Raw genomic sequence first — 17,865 nt, 5'->3', positions numbered from 1 at the left:
ACCCACCCCCGCCCCTCAGCGCCGGCGTCCGCTCGGAGTGGCGCGGGCGTGTCAGACCCAGCCGGGGCGGACCAGCCCAGACTCGTAGGCGATGACGACGAGCTGGGCGCGGTCGCGGGCGTGCAGTTTCATCATGGTGCGGCTGACGTGGGTCTTGGCGGTGGCCGGGCTCATGAAGAGCTTCGCGGCGATCTCGTCGTTGGTCATGCCCGTGCCGACCAGCGTCAGGACCTCCCGCTCGCGGTCGGTGAGCAGGTTCAGGTCCTGGGAGGGGTGGGGCCGCTTGGCGCGGCTGGCGTACTCGGAGATCAGGCGGCGCGTGACGCCGGGGGAGAGCAGGGCGTCGCCGTCGGCGACGACGCGGACGGCCTGGATCAGCTCGGCCGGCTCGGTGTCCTTGACCAGGAAGCCGCTGGCGCCGTTGCGGAGCGCCTCGAAGAGGTATTCGTCGAGCTCGAAGGTCGTCAGAATGATGATCTTCGGCCCCGGGGGCATCTCCCGGGTGGCGGTCAGGCCGTCCATGCCCGGCATCCGGATGTCCATCAGCACCACGTCCGGCTCGTGCTCGGTGGCCAGCCGTACGGCCTGGGCGCCGTCGGCGGCCTCGGCCACCACGGTCATCCCCGGCTGCGCGTCGAGCAGGGCCCGGAACCCGGCCCTGACCAGGGCCTGGTCGTCGGCGAGGACGATCTTGATCATTCCTGTCCCTCCGGGATCTCCGGGATCGGCAGCCGCGCCTCGACGCGGAAGCCCTGTCCATGACGCCCGGCGGTCAGCGAGCCGCCGAGGGCGGCCGCCCGCTCCCGCATGCCGGGGATGCCGTTCCCGCCGCCCAGACTCTCTCCGGGGGGCCCGCCGCCGGAGTCGGTGACCCGGATCAGCAGCTCGCGGGGGCCGTACTCCAGCAGGACGGCGGCCGTGGAGCCCGGCGCGTGCCGCGTGACGTTGGTCAGCGCCTCCTGGACGATGCGGTAGCCGGCCCGGTCCACTCCCGGCGGCAACGCCCTGACCTGGCCGGTGACGTGCCGGGTGGCCGGCAGCCCGGTGCGCTCGATGAGCTCCTCCAGCCGCTCCATCCCGGCCGTGGGGGAGCGGGGCGCGCCGTCGCGGAGCACGCTGAGCACCGAGCGCATCTCGGTCAGCACGTCCTTGGAGGCCTGTTTGATCGTGGTGAGCGCGGTGCGGGCCTGCTCGGGCTGGTCGTCGATCAGGTGCAGCGCGGTGGAGGCCTGGACGTGGATGAGGGAGATGTTGTGCGCGAGCACGTCGTGCAGCTCCTGGGCCATGGTCAGCCGCTCGTCGCTGGCCTGCCGCCGGGCCTCCTCCTGCACCACCCGCTCGTGCTCGGCCAGCCGCTCCCTCCTGGCCCGGACGAACTCGCCCAGCGCCAGGACGACCCCGATGACCGCCGCTATCGCGAACATGTGCCACAGGCCGGGGCTGGGGACGGGGGCCAGCCAGGTCGTGTAGACGACGAAGAACACGTAGGCCGCGGCCGAGAACGCCCAGACGACGCGCCGGTGGCCGAGGACGACGGCGTTGTAGAACGCGATGACCGGGCTGAAGAAGATCGGGCCGTAGGCGTGGCCCCGGCCGATGAACAGGAAGGTCGCGGCCAGGGTGGCGACCATGGTGAGCACCGGGTGGCGGCGCCGTACGGCCAGCGCGAGCGGCCCGGCCACCAGCAGCGCGACGCCGAACGCGTCCACCCGGACGCGCTCGGGCTGGTTCCACTGGGCGCCCCAGGTCGTCGTGACCTGAAGGACCGCCATGAACAGCGGGAGCATCGGGTCGACCCAGCGGAGTTTGGCGCGCACGTCCAGAACCCTATGTCCGCCCGCCGAGCGGCACATCCGCCCTGCGGGGCAGCGGGCACTACGTCACCGGTGGTAGCGGAGGGGCTGACAGGGCAGGCGAGCTGAGACAAGCTGTCTGTGGGAGGCCATCATGATCGCTCGCCGTTTAGCCGTGCCGCTCGCCGGGATCCTGGCCGGTGGTTCCATCCTGTACGCGCAGCCGGTGGCGGCGTCTCCGCCGCCGGTGAAGAAGGAGCCCGTCGCCGAGGGATACGGCGGAGCGGTCTCGACCGTCGACCTGGACGCGAGCAGGGCCGCGCTGGAGGTGCTGGGCCGGGGCGGCAACGCGGTCGACGCGGCGGTCGCGGCGGCGGCCACGCTGGGCGTGACCGAACCCTACTCGGCCGGGCTGGCCGGGGGCGGGTTCCTCCTCTACTACGACGCCCGGCACAGGAAGGTCCACACGATCGACGGCCGGGAGACGGCGCCCCAGGCGATGACCGCCTCCTCCCTGGAGGGCGTCGCGTTCGACGAGGCGGTCACCAGCGGGCTGTCGGCCGGGGTGCCGGGCAGCGTGGCCCAGTGGGAGCTGGCCCTGCGCCGTTTCGGCACGCTCTCGCTCGGGCAGGCGCTCCGACCCGCGATCAGGGTCGCCTCCGAGGGGTTCACCGTCGACCAGACCTTCCACGACCAGACCGCCGCCAACGCGGCCCGGTTCAAGGACTTCACCTCCACCGCCAAGCTCTACCTCCCCGGCGGCGCCCCGCCGGCGGTCGGCACCACCTTCCGCAACCCCGAGCTCGCCGACACCTACCGCCGGCTCGGCAGGGAGGGCGGCGGCTGGCTGTACGGCGGGCGGCTCGGCTCGGAGATCGTGGCCACGGTGAAGCGGCCGCCGGTCACGCCCGGCGCCACCCGCAACGTGCGGCCCGGCCTGATGGAGCTGTCGGACCTGCGGGCCTACCGGGCGCTCGAACGGCCGCCCACGAAGATGACCTACAAGGGCATGGACGTGTACGGCATGGCGCCCCCGTCCTCGGGCGGTTCGACGGTCGGTGAGGCGCTCAACATCCTGGAGGCCCTCCCCGAGGTCGGCGTGCACGAGTATCTGGAGGCTTCGCGGCTGTCGTTCGCCGACCGTGGCAAGTATGTCGGCGACATCCCGGGCGTGCCGCTGAAGGAGCTGCTGTCCGACGGGTTCGCCAAGGAGCGTGCCTGCCTGGTCGGCGAGCGGGCGATGGCCCATCCGGCCCCGGCGGGAGAGCCCGACGGCGCCTACGGGCCGTGCGCGGCCGCGACCCCGGCGCAGTCCGCGCAGACGCCCGCCGAGGGACCGGAGACCACCCACCTGGTCGTGACCGACCGCTGGGGCGACGTGGTCGCCTACAACATCACCATCGAGTCCACCGGCGGCAACGGCATCGTCGTCCCCGGCCGGGGCTTCCTGCTCAACAACGAGCTGACCGACTTCACCTTCGGCCCGGCCCCGGGCGACCCCAACCTGCCCGGGCCCGGCAAGCGCCCCCGCTCCTCGATGGCCCCGACGATCGTCCTGGCCGGGGACCGGCCGCTGCTCGCGCTGGGCTCGCCGGGCGGCTCCACGATCATCACCACCGTGCTGCAGATCCTGGTCAACCGGTGGGACCTCGGCATGTCGCTGCCGGACGCGCTGGCCGCCCCCCGGGCCACCCAGCGCAACACCGCCCAGACCCAGGCCGAGCAGGGATTCATCGACCGCTACGGCGCCGAGCTCGCCGCCAAGGGACACAGTCTCGTGCTGAATCCCGAGATCGGCGCGGCCACCGCCGTCGAGTTCCTCCGCCATGGGAGGCTCCAGGCCGTCGCCGAGCCCACCCGCAGGGGCGGCGGCAGCGCCCTGGTGGTGAGCGGGCGCCGGTAGCCCTCCTCGCGTGGTCGCGGCGGTGGGCGGGCCTCGGGCCCCTTCCTCCCGTGATCGCGGCGGTGGGCGAGCACCGGCAGGCCTTCCCGCCGTGATCGCGGCGGGCGGGGCCCGTGCGCCCGCGGCGGGCGGGACCGGCCCGCCGCGGGCCCGTCAGAGGCCGGCCGGGCCGGCGCACTCCAGGGCGGCGCGGATCTCCCGGGCGGGATCGCCCGCGTGATAGGGCCGTTCGCTGGACTCGATGTTGTCGAGGAACTCCTGATACCGCACGGCGTGCGACAGGTGCGCGAGCGGGCCGGCGAGGGCGAGCGCGCGGGCCGGGTCGGAGCCGGGGACGCGGGCCGACCACGCCTCGGCCCAGAAGCGGGCCACCCACGCCGCCCGCTCTCCGCCGGGAGTGAAGTCACGCATCCGCAGGCCGTCCAGGACGGGGTGCCCGAAATGGCTGTCGGCGAAGTCCACCATGACCGCGCGCCGCCCGTCGGATCTCACGTTGCCGGGATGGAAGTCGCCGTGCACCACGGTGTGCGGCAGGCCGCACGCCTCCAGCGAGGCGATCAGCGCCGGCAGCCGTCCGGCCAGCCGCCGGGCCGAGGACAGCTCGCCGGGGCTCAGCTCCGCGGCCGCCTCGCCGTCGAGCAGCTCGTCGACCATGCCGGCCAGGACCCGCGGCGTACGGTCGGGCAGCCCGGCCGGGACGCCCTCCGCCCGTTCCGCGATCGCCGCCTGCGCGGTGACCAGCCGGTGCACCGCGTCGCGGACGACGTCTTCGGGGGCGTCCCAGCAGTCCACACCGGGAACGTGGTCCAGCAGCACCCTGCGGCGCGCCGGATCCGCGGCCACCACGGCCGGCACGGACCCCGGGGCCACCCGGGCGAACGCCCCGATGACGCTCGCCTCGCAGGCCGCGAACCCGGGGGTGGTCTTGAGCCAGACCGGGCCCCGCGCGGTCGGGATCCGGAACAGCCCGGACAGGTTCCACGTCTTCACCTGTCCGGCCGGCCCGCTCGGCGGCCGGCCCGAGGCGCGGAGCGCGGAGTCCGCCCACTCCAGCGCCTCCCGCACGCCCGAGGCGGTGGCCCAGCCGGCCCGTCGCGCGGCCGGGCCCACCAGGTCGCCGGAGCCGGCGGGCCAGGGGGACGGCAGCTCGCGGTCGGGGTGTCGCAGCGCCTCGACATGGTAGGTCACGTGCCCGTCCCGGGCGCCCTCGCCGCCGTCGACGGTGAGCAGGCGCAGCACCGCCACCGGCACACCGAGTGCCGGCTCCAGGTGCGAGACGACCGGCCCGACATCGGCCCACCAGGGAGTGTCCACCGGGAACGGGCCGACGGCCCCGAGCCGCCGGCCGTCCACGGTCACCAGCGCGCTGACCGTACGGCCCGCCATCTGATCCATCAGGCCAGTCTGCTGGCCGGGGTGGCGGGCGGCGAGCGGTTTTCCAGGCGTGCCGGCCGTACGGTCCGCCGTCTGATCCATCAGGCCGGGGTGGCGGGGGGCGAGCGGTTTTCGGGCGTGCCGGCCGTACTGTCTGATCCGTCAGGCCAGTCTGCCGGCCGGGGTGGCGGGCGGTTCTCCGGGGCGTGCCCGGGCCGTTCAGCTGGTCGGCTCCTTCCGCGCCGCCTCCTCCTCGGCGGCCGCCTGCTTCTGCGCCCACTCCTGCGCCCACTCCTGCGCCCGCTCGTCCGGTGTGGGCTCCTTGAGGCAGGCCGGGGGCGTCCCGTCTTCGGTCCAGGTGGCGTTGACGTTGGAGGCGTTGACCGGCCGTATGTCCGCGGCCACGTAGATCTCCAGGGCGAAGGCCATCACCACCAGGAACATCACCGCGACGCCCGGGAAACCCCCGATAGCCTCGGCCCCCTTCCAGGCGACCGCCCCCACCAGGGCGGACACCGGCAGGGTGAGCAGCCAGACCGCGGCTATCCGGGCCGCCGTACCCCACCGGACCCTGGCGACCCGCCGGCCCACCCCCGAACCCAGGATCGAGCCGCAGCACACGTGGGTGGTCGACAGCGGGAACCCGAAGTTCGACGCGGCGAGGATCATCGCGGCCGAGGACGCCTCGGCGGCGAACCCCTGCGGGCTGTTGATGTCGGTCAGCCCCTTGCCCACGGTCCGGATGATCCGCCACCCGCCGACGTAGGTCCCCAGGGCCATCGCGGTCGCGCTGCTCAAGATCACCCATGTCGGCACGGTGGCGCCGTCGCCGATCGCGCCGTCGGCGAGCAGCGCGAGCATGATGACGCCCATGGCGTTCTGGGCGTCGTTGGTGCCGTGGGCCAGCGACACCAGTGACGCCGAGCCGACCTGCCCGATCCGGAACCCCCGGCTGCGGATACGCGGCGGCACCTTCCTGGTGGTCCGGTGGACGAGGTAGGTGCCGACGGCCGCCGTGAGTATGGCCGCCAGCGGTGAGAGGACCGCCGGGACGAGGATCTCCGAGACGATCCCGGCGCTGTGGACCGCGGAGGAGCCCGCCGAGACGAGCGTCGCCCCCACCACCCCGCCGATGAGGGCGTGGGAGGAGCTCGACGGCAGACCGAGATACCAGGTCACCAGGTTCCACACCAGCCCGCCTGCCAGGCCGGCGAAGACGACCGTCATCGTGATCGCGTCACTGGACACGATCCGCTCGGCGATCGTCGCCGCCACCTTCAGCGACAGCAGGGCCCCCACGAAGTTCAGTACGGCCGACAGTGCGACGGCCAGATGGGGCTGCAGCGCCCTGGTCGCGATGGACGTCGCCATCGCGTTGGCGGTGTCGTGGAAGCCGTTGGTGAAGGCGAAGACCAGCGCCGTCGTGACCACGACGGCCAGCAGCAGCGGGCCCACATCCATAAGGTGCCCCTGATCGCCTCCGGCGATCGATAATCCATCCTTTCCGTAAAAATTCAGAACTCCTGGTGACGGCGCGGGCGTGGGGACGGGTCCCCGAGGGCCGGCAGCCGGCCGTCCCGGCGTGCTCCTGGTCGTGGGCCGCGCGGGTGGCGGAGACCGTGACCGGTGCCGTCCGGCGGTTCAGTGGATCAGCTCGTAGGCCGCGGGCCTGACCTTCCGGGTGCGCGCCCAGTATTCGAAGGTGAAGCCCGGCCAGACCGTCCGGTTCACGCCGTGCTCGTCCAGATACCAGCTCCTGCAGCCGCCCTCGTTCCAGACCAGCTCGTGCAGGCGGTCCTGGAGGCGGTCGTTGAACTCGCGCTGGACCTCGGGCCGGACGTCCAGGGCCCTGGCCCCGCTCCTCGACAGCAGGCGCAGGCAGTCGATCACGTAGCGGACCTGGGATTCGATCATGAAGACGACCGAGTTGTGGCCCAGGCCGGTGTTGGGGCCGAGCAGGAAGAACAGGTTCGGGAACCCGGCGGTGGTGATCCCGTAGTAGGCCTCGATGCCGTCCTGCCAGGCTTCCTGGATCTTCCGGCCCGCCCTGCCGATGATCCGCTGCTCGTTCAGCGCGTCGGTGACCTTGAATCCGGTGCCGTAGACGATCACGTCCACCTCGATCTCCCGGCCGGTGGAGTCGATGATCGAGTTCTCCCGGATCTCGGCCGTGCCGTCGGTGATCACTTCGACGTTCTCCCTGCTCAGGGCGGGATAGTAGTCGTTGGAGATGAGGATGCGCTTGCAGCCGATCGTGTAGTCGGGGGTCAGCTTGGCCCGCAGTCCCGGATCGGGGACCTGCCTGGCCAGGTGGCGCAGGGCCATCGTCCGGTGCGCCTTCATCAGGCGCGGGTCGACGGTGAAGCCGAGCGCGCGGGTCTCCAGCGCCCAGTAGATCGAGTTGCGCAGCGCCCGCGCGGCGCCGGGCAGGGCGAGCGCCCTCTTCATCCGGGGCGAGAGGGGGAAGTCGGGTTTGGGGTGGATCCACGGGGGCGTCCGCTGGAACAGGTGGAGCCGGGAGACCTGCCCGGCGATCTGCGGCACGAACTGGACGGCCGAGGCGCCGGTGCCGATCACCGCGACCCGCTTGCCGGTCAGGTCCACCGAGTGGTCCCACTCGGCCGAGTGGAAGGAGGGGCCCCGGAAGCTCTCGCGGCCCGGGATCTCCGGGAGCGAGGGCACGTGCAGCGCGCCGATCCCCGAGACCACCGCGTTGGTGGTGAAGGTCTCGCCGTCGCCGGTGCTGACCCGCCAGTGGTTGGCGCCGTCGTCGTACTCCAGCCCGACGACCTCCTTGCCGGACCGGAGGTGCGGTGCCAGGCCGTACTTGGCGACGCAGGCCCGCAGGTAGTCCCAGATCTCGGTCTGCGGGGAGAACATGCGCGACCAGTTGGGGTTGAGCTCGAAGGAGAAGGAGTACATGTGCGAGGGGACGTCGCAGGCGCAGCCGGGGTAGGTGTTGTCCCGCCAGGTGCCGCCGATGTCGGCCGCCTTCTCCAGGATCACGAAGTCGTGGTAGCCGGCTTCCTTCAGCTTGATCGCCATGCCCAGCCCGGCGAAGCCGGAACCGATGATCGTTATCCCGGGGTGCGTGCTCATACGGTCTCCCTGCTGAGTCTCCTGACGGCGCATGGGCGTGGAGCCTCCTGACGTGCGGCCCGGCCGGCGGCGAGGGCGTTCCGTTTATTGGACTCGCCGTCTAATGTAATCGGCGGATCGTCACGCCGTCCACACCCCGGGCGGGTGAACCGCCTCACACCGACTGGTCGGTATGAGAAATCTCCAGGGAACGCGAAAAGCGCCGAGGGCGGTGCCGTCGGCGCTGTCGGTCGTCCGGTCCTTAGAGGATCAGGTATACGGCTATGGCGGCGATCACCAGCACGGCGACCGCCACGGCGACCGGCACGGCCAGCGACCGCTTCTGGGGTGCGGCCTCGGGCTCGCTCCGCTGGGCGAACGCGCGGAACTGCTGGGTGTTGCCGGCCGGGTCGATCTGGGGTTCAGACATGGGACGACTTTAGCGATACACAGTGCTCCCCGGCGCCGATTTGTGCCACTTTCGCGGAGGGCCCACAGCGCCTCGGCCTGCTCTGCGCGCGGGGCACGAGACGCCTGGGACCTGTGGCGCGGGTGAGGCGCGGTACTGGGGGCAGGACCGCCGACCGGGGCGGATAGCGTGGTGTCATGCTCCGGATCCTGTTCTCTCCTCGCGTGCTGGCGCTCCACCTGCTCGCGATCGGAGCGCTTGTCGTGTGCGGACTGCTCGGCCGCTGGCAGCTCGGCGTCTTCGAGGACTCCGGCAAGCCCCACGCGACGCGGGACCCCGCCCCGGTGGCGGTCGGCACCCTCACCCAGCCCGGCAGGCACATGACGAGTGAGGCGGTCAGCCGCCGGGTGACGGCGGAGGGGACCTACGACCGGTCCAGGCAGCTCCTGGTGGCCGAACGGGACGGAGGGCTGTGGCTGCTCGCCCCGCTCGACCTCGGCGACGGCACCTCGATCCCCGTCGTGCGCGGCTGGGTGCCCCGGGCCGACGATCCGGCGGCCGCCGTACCCGAGGGCAGGGTGACCGTCACCGGGCGGCTGCAGCCCTCGGAGGCCACCGACAGCGTGCAGCGCCGCACCCGCCGGCTGCCGCAGGGGCAGGTGCTGACCGTCTCGTCGGCCGAGCTGGTCAACCTGTGGCAGGGCGCGAAGCTGCGCGACGGGTTCGTGGTGGCCGCCACGCAGTCCCCACCCCCGGCCGTCGCGGCCAAGCCGGTGAGCGTCTCCCCGCCGACCGAGGCCGGCGGCCTCACCTGGCGGAACCTCGCCTACGCCGCCCAGTGGTGGATCTTCGGCCTGTTCGCGGTGTTCATGTGGTGGCACTTCGTCCGCGACATCCTGCGCGGCCGTACGGCGGAGCAGGAGCAGGAGCAGGAGCAGAAGCCCGGCCCCGAACCGGCCGCCGCCTGAGGCCGCATATCGTTTCAGTGTCCGAACTCCAAGACCGAGGTAGATGACCGTGGAATCCGCCCTCAAGCCCTTCCGCATCCTGGCGTACGTCGTCGGCGTGATGCTGCTTGTCCTGGTCACGTGCATCGTGCTCAGATACGGCTTCGACATCGAGGGCCCGTCGAAGGTCGTCTCTCCGATCCACGGCTTCCTCTACATGCTCTATCTGGTGGCCGCGATGAACCTCGGCATGAAGGCCCGCTGGTCGTGGCCGTATGTCGTGGGCGTGATGCTGGCGGGCACCGTGCCGCTGCTGTCGTTCGTGTTCGAGCGCAAGGTCACCCGGCGCGTGGAGGCCGAGCTCGCGGCCGCCCCCGCCTGATCGTCGGCCCGGAGCCCGCCCGGCGGGCTCCGGGCCGGGCGGGCTCCCGCCGGGTCAGCGGCCCAGGCCGCGCCTGCGGGCCCGCTTGAGCCGCTCGCGCTGGGACGGGTCGAGCATCATGTATCCCACGACCGGGGCGGCGACGACGCCCAGGAGGACCAGCAGGGTCAGCCAGCCGGGCAGGATCAGCCAGGCCACGACCACGGCTATCCCGGCACCGATCGCGTATTTCTGGACGGGCGACATCGTCAACATCCTCCGAACGCGGAGCCGGCGCCCCGCCTGGTGTCATTCTGCGTCGTCCGTCCAACGTGTGGACCCGCCGCCATGGTTCCATCCGAGATATATCGTGATTATCCGGCCGGGGGTGGGGGCGTCGCGGCACCGCCCCTCAGCTGGTCCGCGCGCACCCAGGTGGCGTGGAAGCCGAGCGGCACGCGCCGGGGCAGGACGATCCGGGCGAGCGGTCCGGCGGCCAGGTCGGCGGCGTGCAGGACCTGCACCTCGGAGGTGCCCTCGCGCTCGTCGGCGACGAAGCTGACCAGATAGCCGTCGTCCTCGGCGGTGGAGCCCTCGCGCGGGGCGAACGGGGCCTCGCTGCCGTAGCGGTGCTCGCCGTAGTGGTAGGTCTCCTTGGCGCCGGTCACGTTGTCGTAGCGGACCAGACCGTCGAAGAGGTTGGTGTCGGCGTCCTTGACCGAGACGTTGTAGGCGTAACGCGACCTGTGGCCGGTCCGGCGGACGTCGATCGACGGGAACTCGGTGTTGTGGTCGGGGTCGACGTACTCCTCGTGGGTCCGGCCGGTGCGCAGGTCGAAGCGGTAGCGGTACATCCTGGCGTCGAGCTTGAGGTAGGAGACCATCCGGGCCAGCGCGCTCCCGCTCCCGGCGGGCGCGGGCCGCGACACCCGGCACACGTCCATGATGATCTCCTCGCCCTCCTCCCACGCGTTGACGACGTGGTAGATGTAGCAGGGCCGGGCCTCGAACCAGCGGATCTCCTCCGCCCGGCCGCGGCGGGGGATGATCCCGAAGCGGGCGGGCAGTCCGCGGTCGAAGGTCAGCTTGTAGCGGCCCTGCCGGGCGGCGTCCATGTCCTGATAGAGCGGCAGGTCCATGAGGACCGCGTGGCCGGCGGTGATCGCCATGTCGTGCGGCAGCCGCGCCCCGGGGAGGTTCAGCTCCACGCAGTGCTCGACCCGGCCGCCGGCGCCGACCACCCCGTAGCGCAGGTAGGGCCGGCGGGGCCCGTAGTCGAACCAGAACAGCTCCCCGGTCCGCTCGTCCACCTTGGGGTGCGCCATGAAGTCGCCGGTCAGGGTGTCGAGGAAGGTCTCGACGCCCAGCGTCTCCAGGCTGAGGGGGTCCATGCCGTACGGCGCGCCGCACAGGTACCAGGTCGCGAGGACCCTGCCCCGGTGGAAGACCAGATCGGTGTTGGCCGAGTCCTTGAGGTTGAGCCCGCGGGTGTTGCCGGCCGGGTTGCCCTTGGGGTTCTCCATGACGCCGGTCCACAGCGACCTCCCGGCGGCCGACTCCGCCTCGAACGCCCTGGTCCGCACGTAGCGGTTGCGGTATCGGGCCCTGCCGTCCTCGAAGTGCACGGCGTGCACCATGCCGTCGCCGTCGAACCAGTGGTAGCGCCCCTTCACGGGGAAGCGCGCGTTCGGCCCGTTACGCAGGTAGACGCCGTTGAGGTCCTTCGGGATCTCTCCGATGACCTTGAGGTTCTCGGCCGTGATCTCCTCCTGGACCGGGGCGTAGACCCCCAGAAGGTATGGATTCGGCTCCCCGGACTCGTCGATGACCACCACAGGTTCCGCCATATCCGGAAGCTACGATAGGAGAAGTCAGCCCGTCAACGGCCGTTCCGCCCGGGTCATTCCGTCATGGAGTGGGCCAAACTGTCTAACACAAGATCGAGTTGGTCGGTCCGGCATGCTTCGCCGGCGGATCCGAGTGGGCAGCGGAGGACGGATCGTGGGCGGCGCTGAGCGGAAGACGGCGCGAGCTGAGCTCAGTGCGATCGGACAGGCTCTGGCGATCCTGGGAGACCGCTGGGTGCTGCTCATCCTGCAGCGGGCGTTCCTGCTGCGGATCCGGACCTTCGCCGGATGGCGCGACGCGCTGGGGATCTCCGAATCGGTGCTCGCCGCCAGGCTCAAGGAACTGGTCGGTCACGGCATCTTCGAACTGGCGGCCTACCGGGACGGGCGGACGCGCCACGAATACCGGCTGACGGAGCGGGGCCTGGCCCTGTGGGCGCTGCTGGTGGCCATCCACTCCTGGGAGCGGGACTGGGCGGACCGCAGGCGGCTGCCGCCGCTCCGGCACGAGCTGTGCGGCCACGCCGCCGAGCCGTACCTCGGGTGCGGCGCGTGCCTGCGGCCGATGAGCGCCCGCGACACCCGCACCGAACCCGGCCCGCTGGCCACCTTCTCCCGGATCGGCCCGCCCCGCCAGCACCGGCGCACGGTCCGCCCCGGCGCCGCACCCGACCTGATCGGCTACTGCCCGGACTCGATGGAGATCCTCGGAGACCGCCGGAGCACCGCGATCCTGGCCGCCGCCCTCCTCGGCACCCGCCGCTTCGTCGACTTCCAGTCCGGCCTCGGCCTCGCGCCCTCGGTCCTCACCGACCGGCTGCGCCGCTTCGTCGAGCTCGGAGTCCTCGACCCGCGGCCCGACGGCTCCTACCGGCTCACCGACAAGGGCCTGGCCTTCTTCGAGGTCTTCGCCTTCCTGGTCGACTGGGCCCAGCGCGAGTTCCCCGCCCCCGAGGGCTCGGCCCTGGCCATCACCCACACTCCCTGCGGCGCCGCCCTCGACCCGGTCCTGCTCTGCGCGGCCTGCGGCCGGGCGCTCCGGCGCCGCGAGGTCCGCTCCGTCATGGACCTCTGAACGGAGGCGGCGGCCATGGGCCCGCCGTGCCGGAGCCCGCTTCTGACATCCCGCTCATGCCCTTAGGGTCGCCTTTATGCGTTTTGGAGTGCTGGGACCGGTGACGGCCTGGACCGACGCGGGGGAGGTCGTGACGGTCCCCGGCCTGAAGGTCCGCGCGCTGCTCGCCGATCTGCTCGCCCACGAAGGACGGGTGGTGTCCGCCGACCGGCTGGTCGACGACCTGTGGGGCGACCGACCACCGGCCAACCCGGCGGCGGCCCTGCAGGTGCGGGTCTCGCAGCTGCGCCGCGCGCTGGAGGAGGCCGAGCCAGGCGGGAAGAACCTGGTGGTCTCGCGCGCTCCCGGCTACGCGCTGCGGGCCGGCCCCGAAGCGGTGGACGCCGGCCGCTTCGCGCGACTGGTGGAGGAGGGGGAGCCGGCCGAGGCGTTGGCGCTGTGGCGCGGGGCCGCGTACGCGGATTTCGCCGACGCCGAGTTCCTGCAGCCGGTGATCGCGCGTCTGGAGGAGGCCCGGCTGGCCGCCGTCGAGGAGCACGCGGAGGCCCGGCTGGCCGCCGGGGAACCGGTCGAGGTGGCCGGACTCGTGGCCGCGCACCCGCTGAGAGAGCGGCTGCGCGCCGTGCACATCCGAGCGCTGTACCGGGCGGGACGGCAGAGCGAGGCCCTGGCCAGCTACGGCGAGCTGCGCGAGCGGCTCGCCGCCGAGCTGGGGCTCGACCCGTCGCCCGAGCTGGCCGAGCTGCAGGCGCGGATCCTGCGGCAGGACCCCGCACTGAGCGGCAGGACCGAACGGCCGGTGACGAACGTGCCCGCCCCGGTCGGCGAGCTGATCGGGCGCGGCGAGGCGGTGGCCGAGGTGCGCGCCCTGCTGGAGGCGGGCCGGCTGGTCACTCTCACCGGCTCGGGAGGCGTCGGCAAGACCAGCCTGGCGCTGGAGGTGGCGCGGCAGGTGGCGGGCGCGCACCCCGACGGCGCGTGGCTGGTCGAGCTCGCCCCCTATGAGCGGCACACGCCGTCGCTGGCCGAGGCCGTGCTCGTCGCCCTCGACATCCGCGAGGACTCCGCGGGCGTCCTGCCGCGGCTGGCCGACGCGCTGCGCGGGCGGCGGATGCTCCTGGTGCTCGACAACTGCGAGCACGTGGTGGACCAGGCCGCCGAGCTGACCGAGGCCCTGCTGCGCTCGGCGCCGGGCCTGCGGATCCTGGCGACCAGCCGCGAGCCGCTGAACGTGGCCGGTGAGGTGCTGTGGAGCGTGCCCGCGCTGGAGCTGCCCGAAGGGTCGGAGCTGCGCACCGTGGCCAAGGCCGACGCCGTGCGGCTGTTCGTGGCACGGGCGACCGCCTCGGCCCGCGGGTTCACGCTCGACGCCCGCAACGCCGAGGCGGTCGCCCAGCTCTGCCGCAGGCTGGACGGCATCCCGCTGGCGCTGGAGCTGGCCGCCACCAGGGTCAGGGCCCTGGGGGTCCAGGAGCTCGTGGCCAGGTTGGACGACAGGTTCCGGCTGCTGGCGGGCTTCCAGCGCGGGGCTCCGGCGCGCCAGCAGACGCTGATGGCCATGATCGACTGGAGCTGGACGCTGCTCACCGACTCCGAGCGGATCGTGCTGCGCCGCCTGGCCGTGCACGCCGACGGCTGCACGCTGGAGGCGGCCGAGACGGTCTGCGCCGAGGCCGGCGTCGACGTGCTCGACGTGCTGGCGCAGCTGGTCGACCGGTCGCTGGTGGCGGTCGTGGAGGGGCCGTCGGGGGTGCGGTACCGGCTCCTGGAGTCGGTGGCGGCCTACTGCCTGAACCGGCTGGAGGACGCGGGGGAGACCGGGCGGATACGGCAGGCGCACGTCGACTACTACGCGGCGCTGGCCGTACGGGCGGAGCCGTGTCTGCGGGGGCCCGAGCAGGTGCGCTGGATGCGGCGGCTGGACGCCGAGGCCGCGAACCTGCGGGCCGCCCTCGACGCCGCCCCGGCGGCCGACGCCCTGCGGCTGGTGAACTCCCTGGCGTGGTACTGGTTCCTGCGCGGCCGGCTCGGCGAGGGGCTGCGCTCGCTGGAGTCCGCGCTGGCCCTCGGACCCGACGGGCCCGCCGCCGACCGGGCGAGGGCGCGGGCCTGGCAGGCGGGGTTCGCCCTGTCGCTCGGCCAGGACGTCGACTGGGAGCCGGCCCTGCGCCTGGCCGAGCCGGGCGAGCGGGCCAGGGCGGAGCTGTTCGTCGGGCTGTGCGCGGCCGACCCGGCGTCCTCACAGGCGCTGGTCGACAGCGCGCTCGCGACCTTCTCCGACGTCGGCGACCGCTGGGGCACGGCGGTGGCCCTGAGCCGGCACGCCCGCGACGCCTTCACCCGGCGTGACCTCGAGGCCCTGGAGCGCGACGGCGGCCGGAGCGCCGAGATGTTCCGGGAGCTGGGCGACCAGTGGGGCCGGTTGCAGGCCACCGAGTGGCTCGGCGGGCTGGCCGAGATCCGCGGCGACTACGAGCGGGCGAGCGCGCTGTTCGCCGAGGGCCTGCGGACGGCCGAGGAGCTCGGGCTGTGGCCCGAGGCCGTGCGGCGGCTGTCGTGGCTGGGCTGGATCGCGATGAACACCGGCGACTACGGGCGGGCCATGGAGCACTGCGGGCGGGCGCTGCGCCTGGCCACCGGGCAGGGCTACCGGGAGGGGCAGATCTTCGCCGAGATGGGGTACGGCTACTCCGCCCGCCGGGCCGGCCTGCTGGAGGTGGCCGAGACACATCTGGGCCACCTGCTCGACGGCGTCCCGCGCGACGGCGAGCCCCCGCTGTTCCTGCCCTCGGCCCTGGCCGAGCTGGGATTCGTCCACGAGCTGCGGGGTGACGCCGAGGGCGCGCGCGAGCTGTTCCTGGAGGCGTTCGCCGCCGCGAGGAAGGTCGGCGATCCCCGCACGACGGCGTTCGCCGTCGAGGGCCTGGCCGCCGCCTCGGCGCCCGAGGAGTGCGCCCGGCTGCTCGGCCTGGCCGCCTCGGCCAGGCGGGCGCACCGCACCCCGGCCTCCCGCTCGGAGGAGGACGAGGTGCGGCGGATCACCGCCGGGGCGATGGACGCGCTCGGGGAGGAGGCGTTCGCCGCCGCCTACGCGCGCGGCTCCGAGCTGACCTTCGACGACGTGGCCTGAACCGCCAGGTGCTCGGCCAGGCGGTCGAAGAACTCCAGCCAGCCCGCCCTGGCCTGCTCGGCGTGCTCGGCGTCGGTGTTGACCCCGAACTGGTGGAAACGCATCGTCGTGCCGTGCTCGTGCTCCTCCAGCGTGAGGGTCGCCACCGAGGCGGGCCCGTCGCCGGGCTCGTCCGGGTCGCCGGTGGTGAAGACCAGCCGGCCCGGCCCGGCGACCTCGCGGTAGACGCCCCGCAGCGTGACCTCGAAGCCCTCCTCGCCGACCAGCGTGGCCTGCCAGGCGCCGGCCGGGCGGACGTCCAGCACGACCCGGTCGGCCGGGGTGGTGAAGACGCGCGGGCCGAACCAGCGGGCGAAGCGCTCCGGCTGGGTCCAGGCGGCGTACACCTGCTCGCGCCGCGCCGTGAAGTCACGGACGATCTCGTACTCGGCGGTCTCCATCTGGTCTCTCCCTCAGGGCTTCGCGGATCGCTTCCGACGTGATCCACAGTGCCGGAGGCCCCTTACGACCCCCTTCCGATCCCCTTAAGGGCCGGCGCGCGGGCCCGGAACCGGCCGGCCCGGCGGCGTCCCGACGCCTCCCTCCCCGCCGGTCTCCGGCGGCCGCGCCGTGGCTCAGCCCCTGCGGGTGAGCGCCCCGACCGCCCAGCCGGCCGCGGTGCGGGCGCCCTGCCTGATCTCCTCCTGCGGCTCGCCCGACCGCCGCTGGTACTGGATATCGACGATCAGATTGTTGACGCGGACGACCACGGTCGCGCTGTAGCCGTAGTTGGTGACCTCGCCGGCGAACGCCTCGTTCCCCAGCCCCTCGACCTTGCGGGGCGGGGTCTGGGTGCGCCCGTCCTTGGTGCCCGCGGTGCGGGTGCCGGCGGCGAAGCGGCCCGCGAACGCCCGGGTGGCCTCGGCCGCCGTCGGATACAGCTTCGCGGTGACGGAGAGCTGGCGCTGCAGGGAGGAGGGGGCGGAGGAGTCGGCGGCCCCCCACATGCTGCCGTCCCCCCATTCGTGGGGGTCGGCCACCTCCAGCCGCGCCATCTGCTCCGCGGTGAACAGCCTGTCCAGCCGGGGCGTCCTGGCGAAGGGGCCGGGGTCCACGTAGGGCGCCGGGCGGACCGCCGGAGCCGGTGCCGGGGCGCCCGACATGCTCCACACCACCACTCCGCCGGCGAGCGCGAGCACGCACGCGACGGCGGCCGCGACGAGGACGGGCCCGCGGCGTGACGTCCTGGGCCCGGGGGCGAGGTTCTCCAGGGACAGGCGGACCGAGGTGGCGTCGGGCCGGTGGGCGGGGTCGGCCGACAGCAGGCCCTCCACCAGCGGGGCCAGCGGGCCGGAACCGGTCGGCCCGGCGGGGGCGGGGGTGGGGGCGGCCACCGGCATCCCGTCCGGCATGCGGGGGACGGTCTGGGAGCCGGTGTCCGGCGCCCGCCCCTCGATGGCCGTGAACAGGGTGGTGCCCAGGTCACGCAGGTCGCGCAGGTCGCCGGTGGGCACGGGGGCCGCCACGCCGGTCAGCACGACCCGGCCGTCAGGGGTGAGCAGCACGGTCTCGGGGGTGGCGGCGAGGTGGATGCCGCGCTCGTGGGCGGCGGTCAGCGTGTCCAGCACGCGCAGGCCGACCTCGGCCGCGCGCTCGGCCGGCAGCGGCCCTTCGGAGCGGACGGTCTGGAGCAGTGAACGGCCCTCGACCGACTCCAGGACCAGCCACATCCGGTCGGGGGCGGAGATCACGTCGTGGAGGGTGGCGACGCCCGGGTGCCGGAGGTCGGCGGCGGCGCGGATCTGGCCGAGGAGCCAGTCGCGGTGGGGGCCGGGAGGCGGGAGCCGTACCTCGGCGATCGTGACGTCGCGGTTGAGCAGCTCGTCACGGGAGCGCCAGGTGGTGCCCGCGCGGTCGCGGCGCTCCAGCAGCCGGTAGCGCCCGGCGAGCAGGTTCGGATCGGTCATGG

At 73.3% G+C, this 17,865-nt stretch carries 15 protein-coding genes; 5 read left to right on the top strand and 10 right to left on the bottom strand.

Translation table 11 applies throughout. The features are described 5' to 3' along the window. Positions 1-51: 51 nt before the first annotated feature. Together ACZ6R6_RS02740 and ACZ6R6_RS02735 are read right to left on the bottom strand one after the other, a co-directional pair. Positions 52-699: a response regulator transcription factor gene (locus ACZ6R6_RS02740; RefSeq protein ID WP_470089625.1), complete on the bottom strand. Its 648-nt coding sequence runs from the start codon at positions 697-699 to the stop codon at positions 52-54. Continuing rightward, positions 696-1,817, bottom strand: coding sequence for a sensor histidine kinase (locus tag ACZ6R6_RS02735; protein WP_470089624.1), 1,122 nt, complete (start codon positions 1,815-1,817; stop codon positions 696-698). The genes ACZ6R6_RS02740 and ACZ6R6_RS02735 overlap by 4 nt, the downstream gene beginning before the upstream one ends. Before the next feature lie 130 nt (positions 1,818-1,947). Here ACZ6R6_RS02735 and ACZ6R6_RS02730 point away from each other — a divergent pair, with 130 nt between their 5' ends. Beyond that, positions 1,948-3,696 (top strand): gamma-glutamyltransferase family protein, encoded by a 1,749-nt coding sequence (locus tag ACZ6R6_RS02730; RefSeq protein WP_470089622.1) that lies wholly within the window; start codon positions 1,948-1,950, stop codon positions 3,694-3,696. 153 nt (positions 3,697-3,849) lie between these two features. Here ACZ6R6_RS02730 and ACZ6R6_RS02725 read toward each other — a convergent pair whose 3' ends face one another. The 4 genes from ACZ6R6_RS02725 to ACZ6R6_RS02710 all read right to left on the bottom strand — a co-directional run bounded on the left by ACZ6R6_RS02725 (position 3,850) and on the right by ACZ6R6_RS02710 (position 8,578). Beyond that, the gene (locus ACZ6R6_RS02725; RefSeq protein WP_470089620.1) at positions 3,850-5,091 is read right to left on the bottom strand and encodes a phosphotransferase family protein; all 1,242 of its coding nucleotides are present in this window, start codon (positions 5,089-5,091) and stop codon (positions 3,850-3,852) included. 198 nt (positions 5,092-5,289) lie between these two features. Next, complete coding sequence (locus ACZ6R6_RS02720; protein ID WP_470089618.1) at positions 5,290-6,531, bottom strand: inorganic phosphate transporter; 1,242 nt, start codon at positions 6,529-6,531, stop codon at positions 5,290-5,292. Between the two features lie 180 nt (positions 6,532-6,711). Continuing rightward, entirely contained in the window at positions 6,712-8,169 is a 1,458-nt protein-coding gene (locus ACZ6R6_RS02715; protein ID WP_470089616.1) for a flavin-containing monooxygenase, read from the bottom strand. Positions 8,170-8,410: 241 nt separating this feature from the next. Further along, entirely contained in the window at positions 8,411-8,578 is a 168-nt protein-coding gene (locus ACZ6R6_RS02710) for a hypothetical protein (protein ID WP_470089615.1), read from the bottom strand. A 176-nt stretch (positions 8,579-8,754) separates the two neighbouring features. Between ACZ6R6_RS02710 and ACZ6R6_RS02705 the strand changes: the two genes are divergently transcribed. Beyond that, positions 8,755-9,525: an SURF1 family protein gene (locus ACZ6R6_RS02705; protein WP_470089613.1), complete on the top strand. Its 771-nt coding sequence runs from the start codon at positions 8,755-8,757 to the stop codon at positions 9,523-9,525. Between the two features lie 43 nt (positions 9,526-9,568). Then, on the top strand, positions 9,569-9,886 hold the full coding sequence (locus ACZ6R6_RS02700; protein WP_306858734.1) for a DUF3817 domain-containing protein: 318 nt from the start codon (positions 9,569-9,571) through the stop codon (positions 9,884-9,886). 54 nt (positions 9,887-9,940) lie between these two features. Here ACZ6R6_RS02700 and ACZ6R6_RS02695 read toward each other — a convergent pair whose 3' ends face one another. Both ACZ6R6_RS02695 and ACZ6R6_RS02690 read right to left on the bottom strand, forming a co-directional pair. Continuing rightward, the gene (locus ACZ6R6_RS02695) at positions 9,941-10,132 is read right to left on the bottom strand and encodes a hypothetical protein (RefSeq protein WP_306858732.1); all 192 of its coding nucleotides are present in this window, start codon (positions 10,130-10,132) and stop codon (positions 9,941-9,943) included. Between the two features lie 107 nt (positions 10,133-10,239). After that, positions 10,240-11,712: a carotenoid oxygenase family protein gene (locus tag ACZ6R6_RS02690; protein ID WP_470089611.1), complete on the bottom strand. Its 1,473-nt coding sequence runs from the start codon at positions 11,710-11,712 to the stop codon at positions 10,240-10,242. A 154-nt stretch (positions 11,713-11,866) separates the two neighbouring features. Between ACZ6R6_RS02690 and ACZ6R6_RS02685 the strand changes: the two genes are divergently transcribed. Continuing rightward, positions 11,867-12,787, top strand: coding sequence for a winged helix-turn-helix transcriptional regulator (locus ACZ6R6_RS02685; RefSeq protein WP_470089609.1), 921 nt, complete (start codon positions 11,867-11,869; stop codon positions 12,785-12,787). A gap of 76 nt (positions 12,788-12,863) precedes the next feature. Beyond that, positions 12,864-15,917: an AfsR/SARP family transcriptional regulator gene (locus ACZ6R6_RS02680; RefSeq protein ID WP_470089607.1), complete on the top strand. Its 3,054-nt coding sequence runs from the start codon at positions 12,864-12,866 to the stop codon at positions 15,915-15,917. Here ACZ6R6_RS02680 and ACZ6R6_RS02675 read toward each other — a convergent pair. Both ACZ6R6_RS02675 and ACZ6R6_RS02670 read right to left on the bottom strand, forming a co-directional pair. After that, positions 15,875-16,357, bottom strand: coding sequence for an SRPBCC family protein (locus ACZ6R6_RS02675; protein WP_470089605.1), 483 nt, complete (start codon positions 16,355-16,357; stop codon positions 15,875-15,877). The genes ACZ6R6_RS02680 and ACZ6R6_RS02675 overlap by 43 nt on opposite strands. Positions 16,358-16,531: 174 nt before the next feature. Then, positions 16,532-17,863 carry a protein kinase family protein gene (locus ACZ6R6_RS02670; RefSeq protein WP_470089603.1) on the bottom strand — a complete coding sequence of 444 codons (1,332 nt, stop codon included), beginning with the start codon at positions 17,861-17,863 and terminating at the stop codon, positions 16,532-16,534. Between the last annotated feature and the right edge of the window lie 2 nt (positions 17,864-17,865).

Source organism: Streptosporangium sp. NPDC048886 (assembly GCF_055586905.1).
This window is presented reverse-complemented; position numbering and strand designations above follow the sequence as displayed.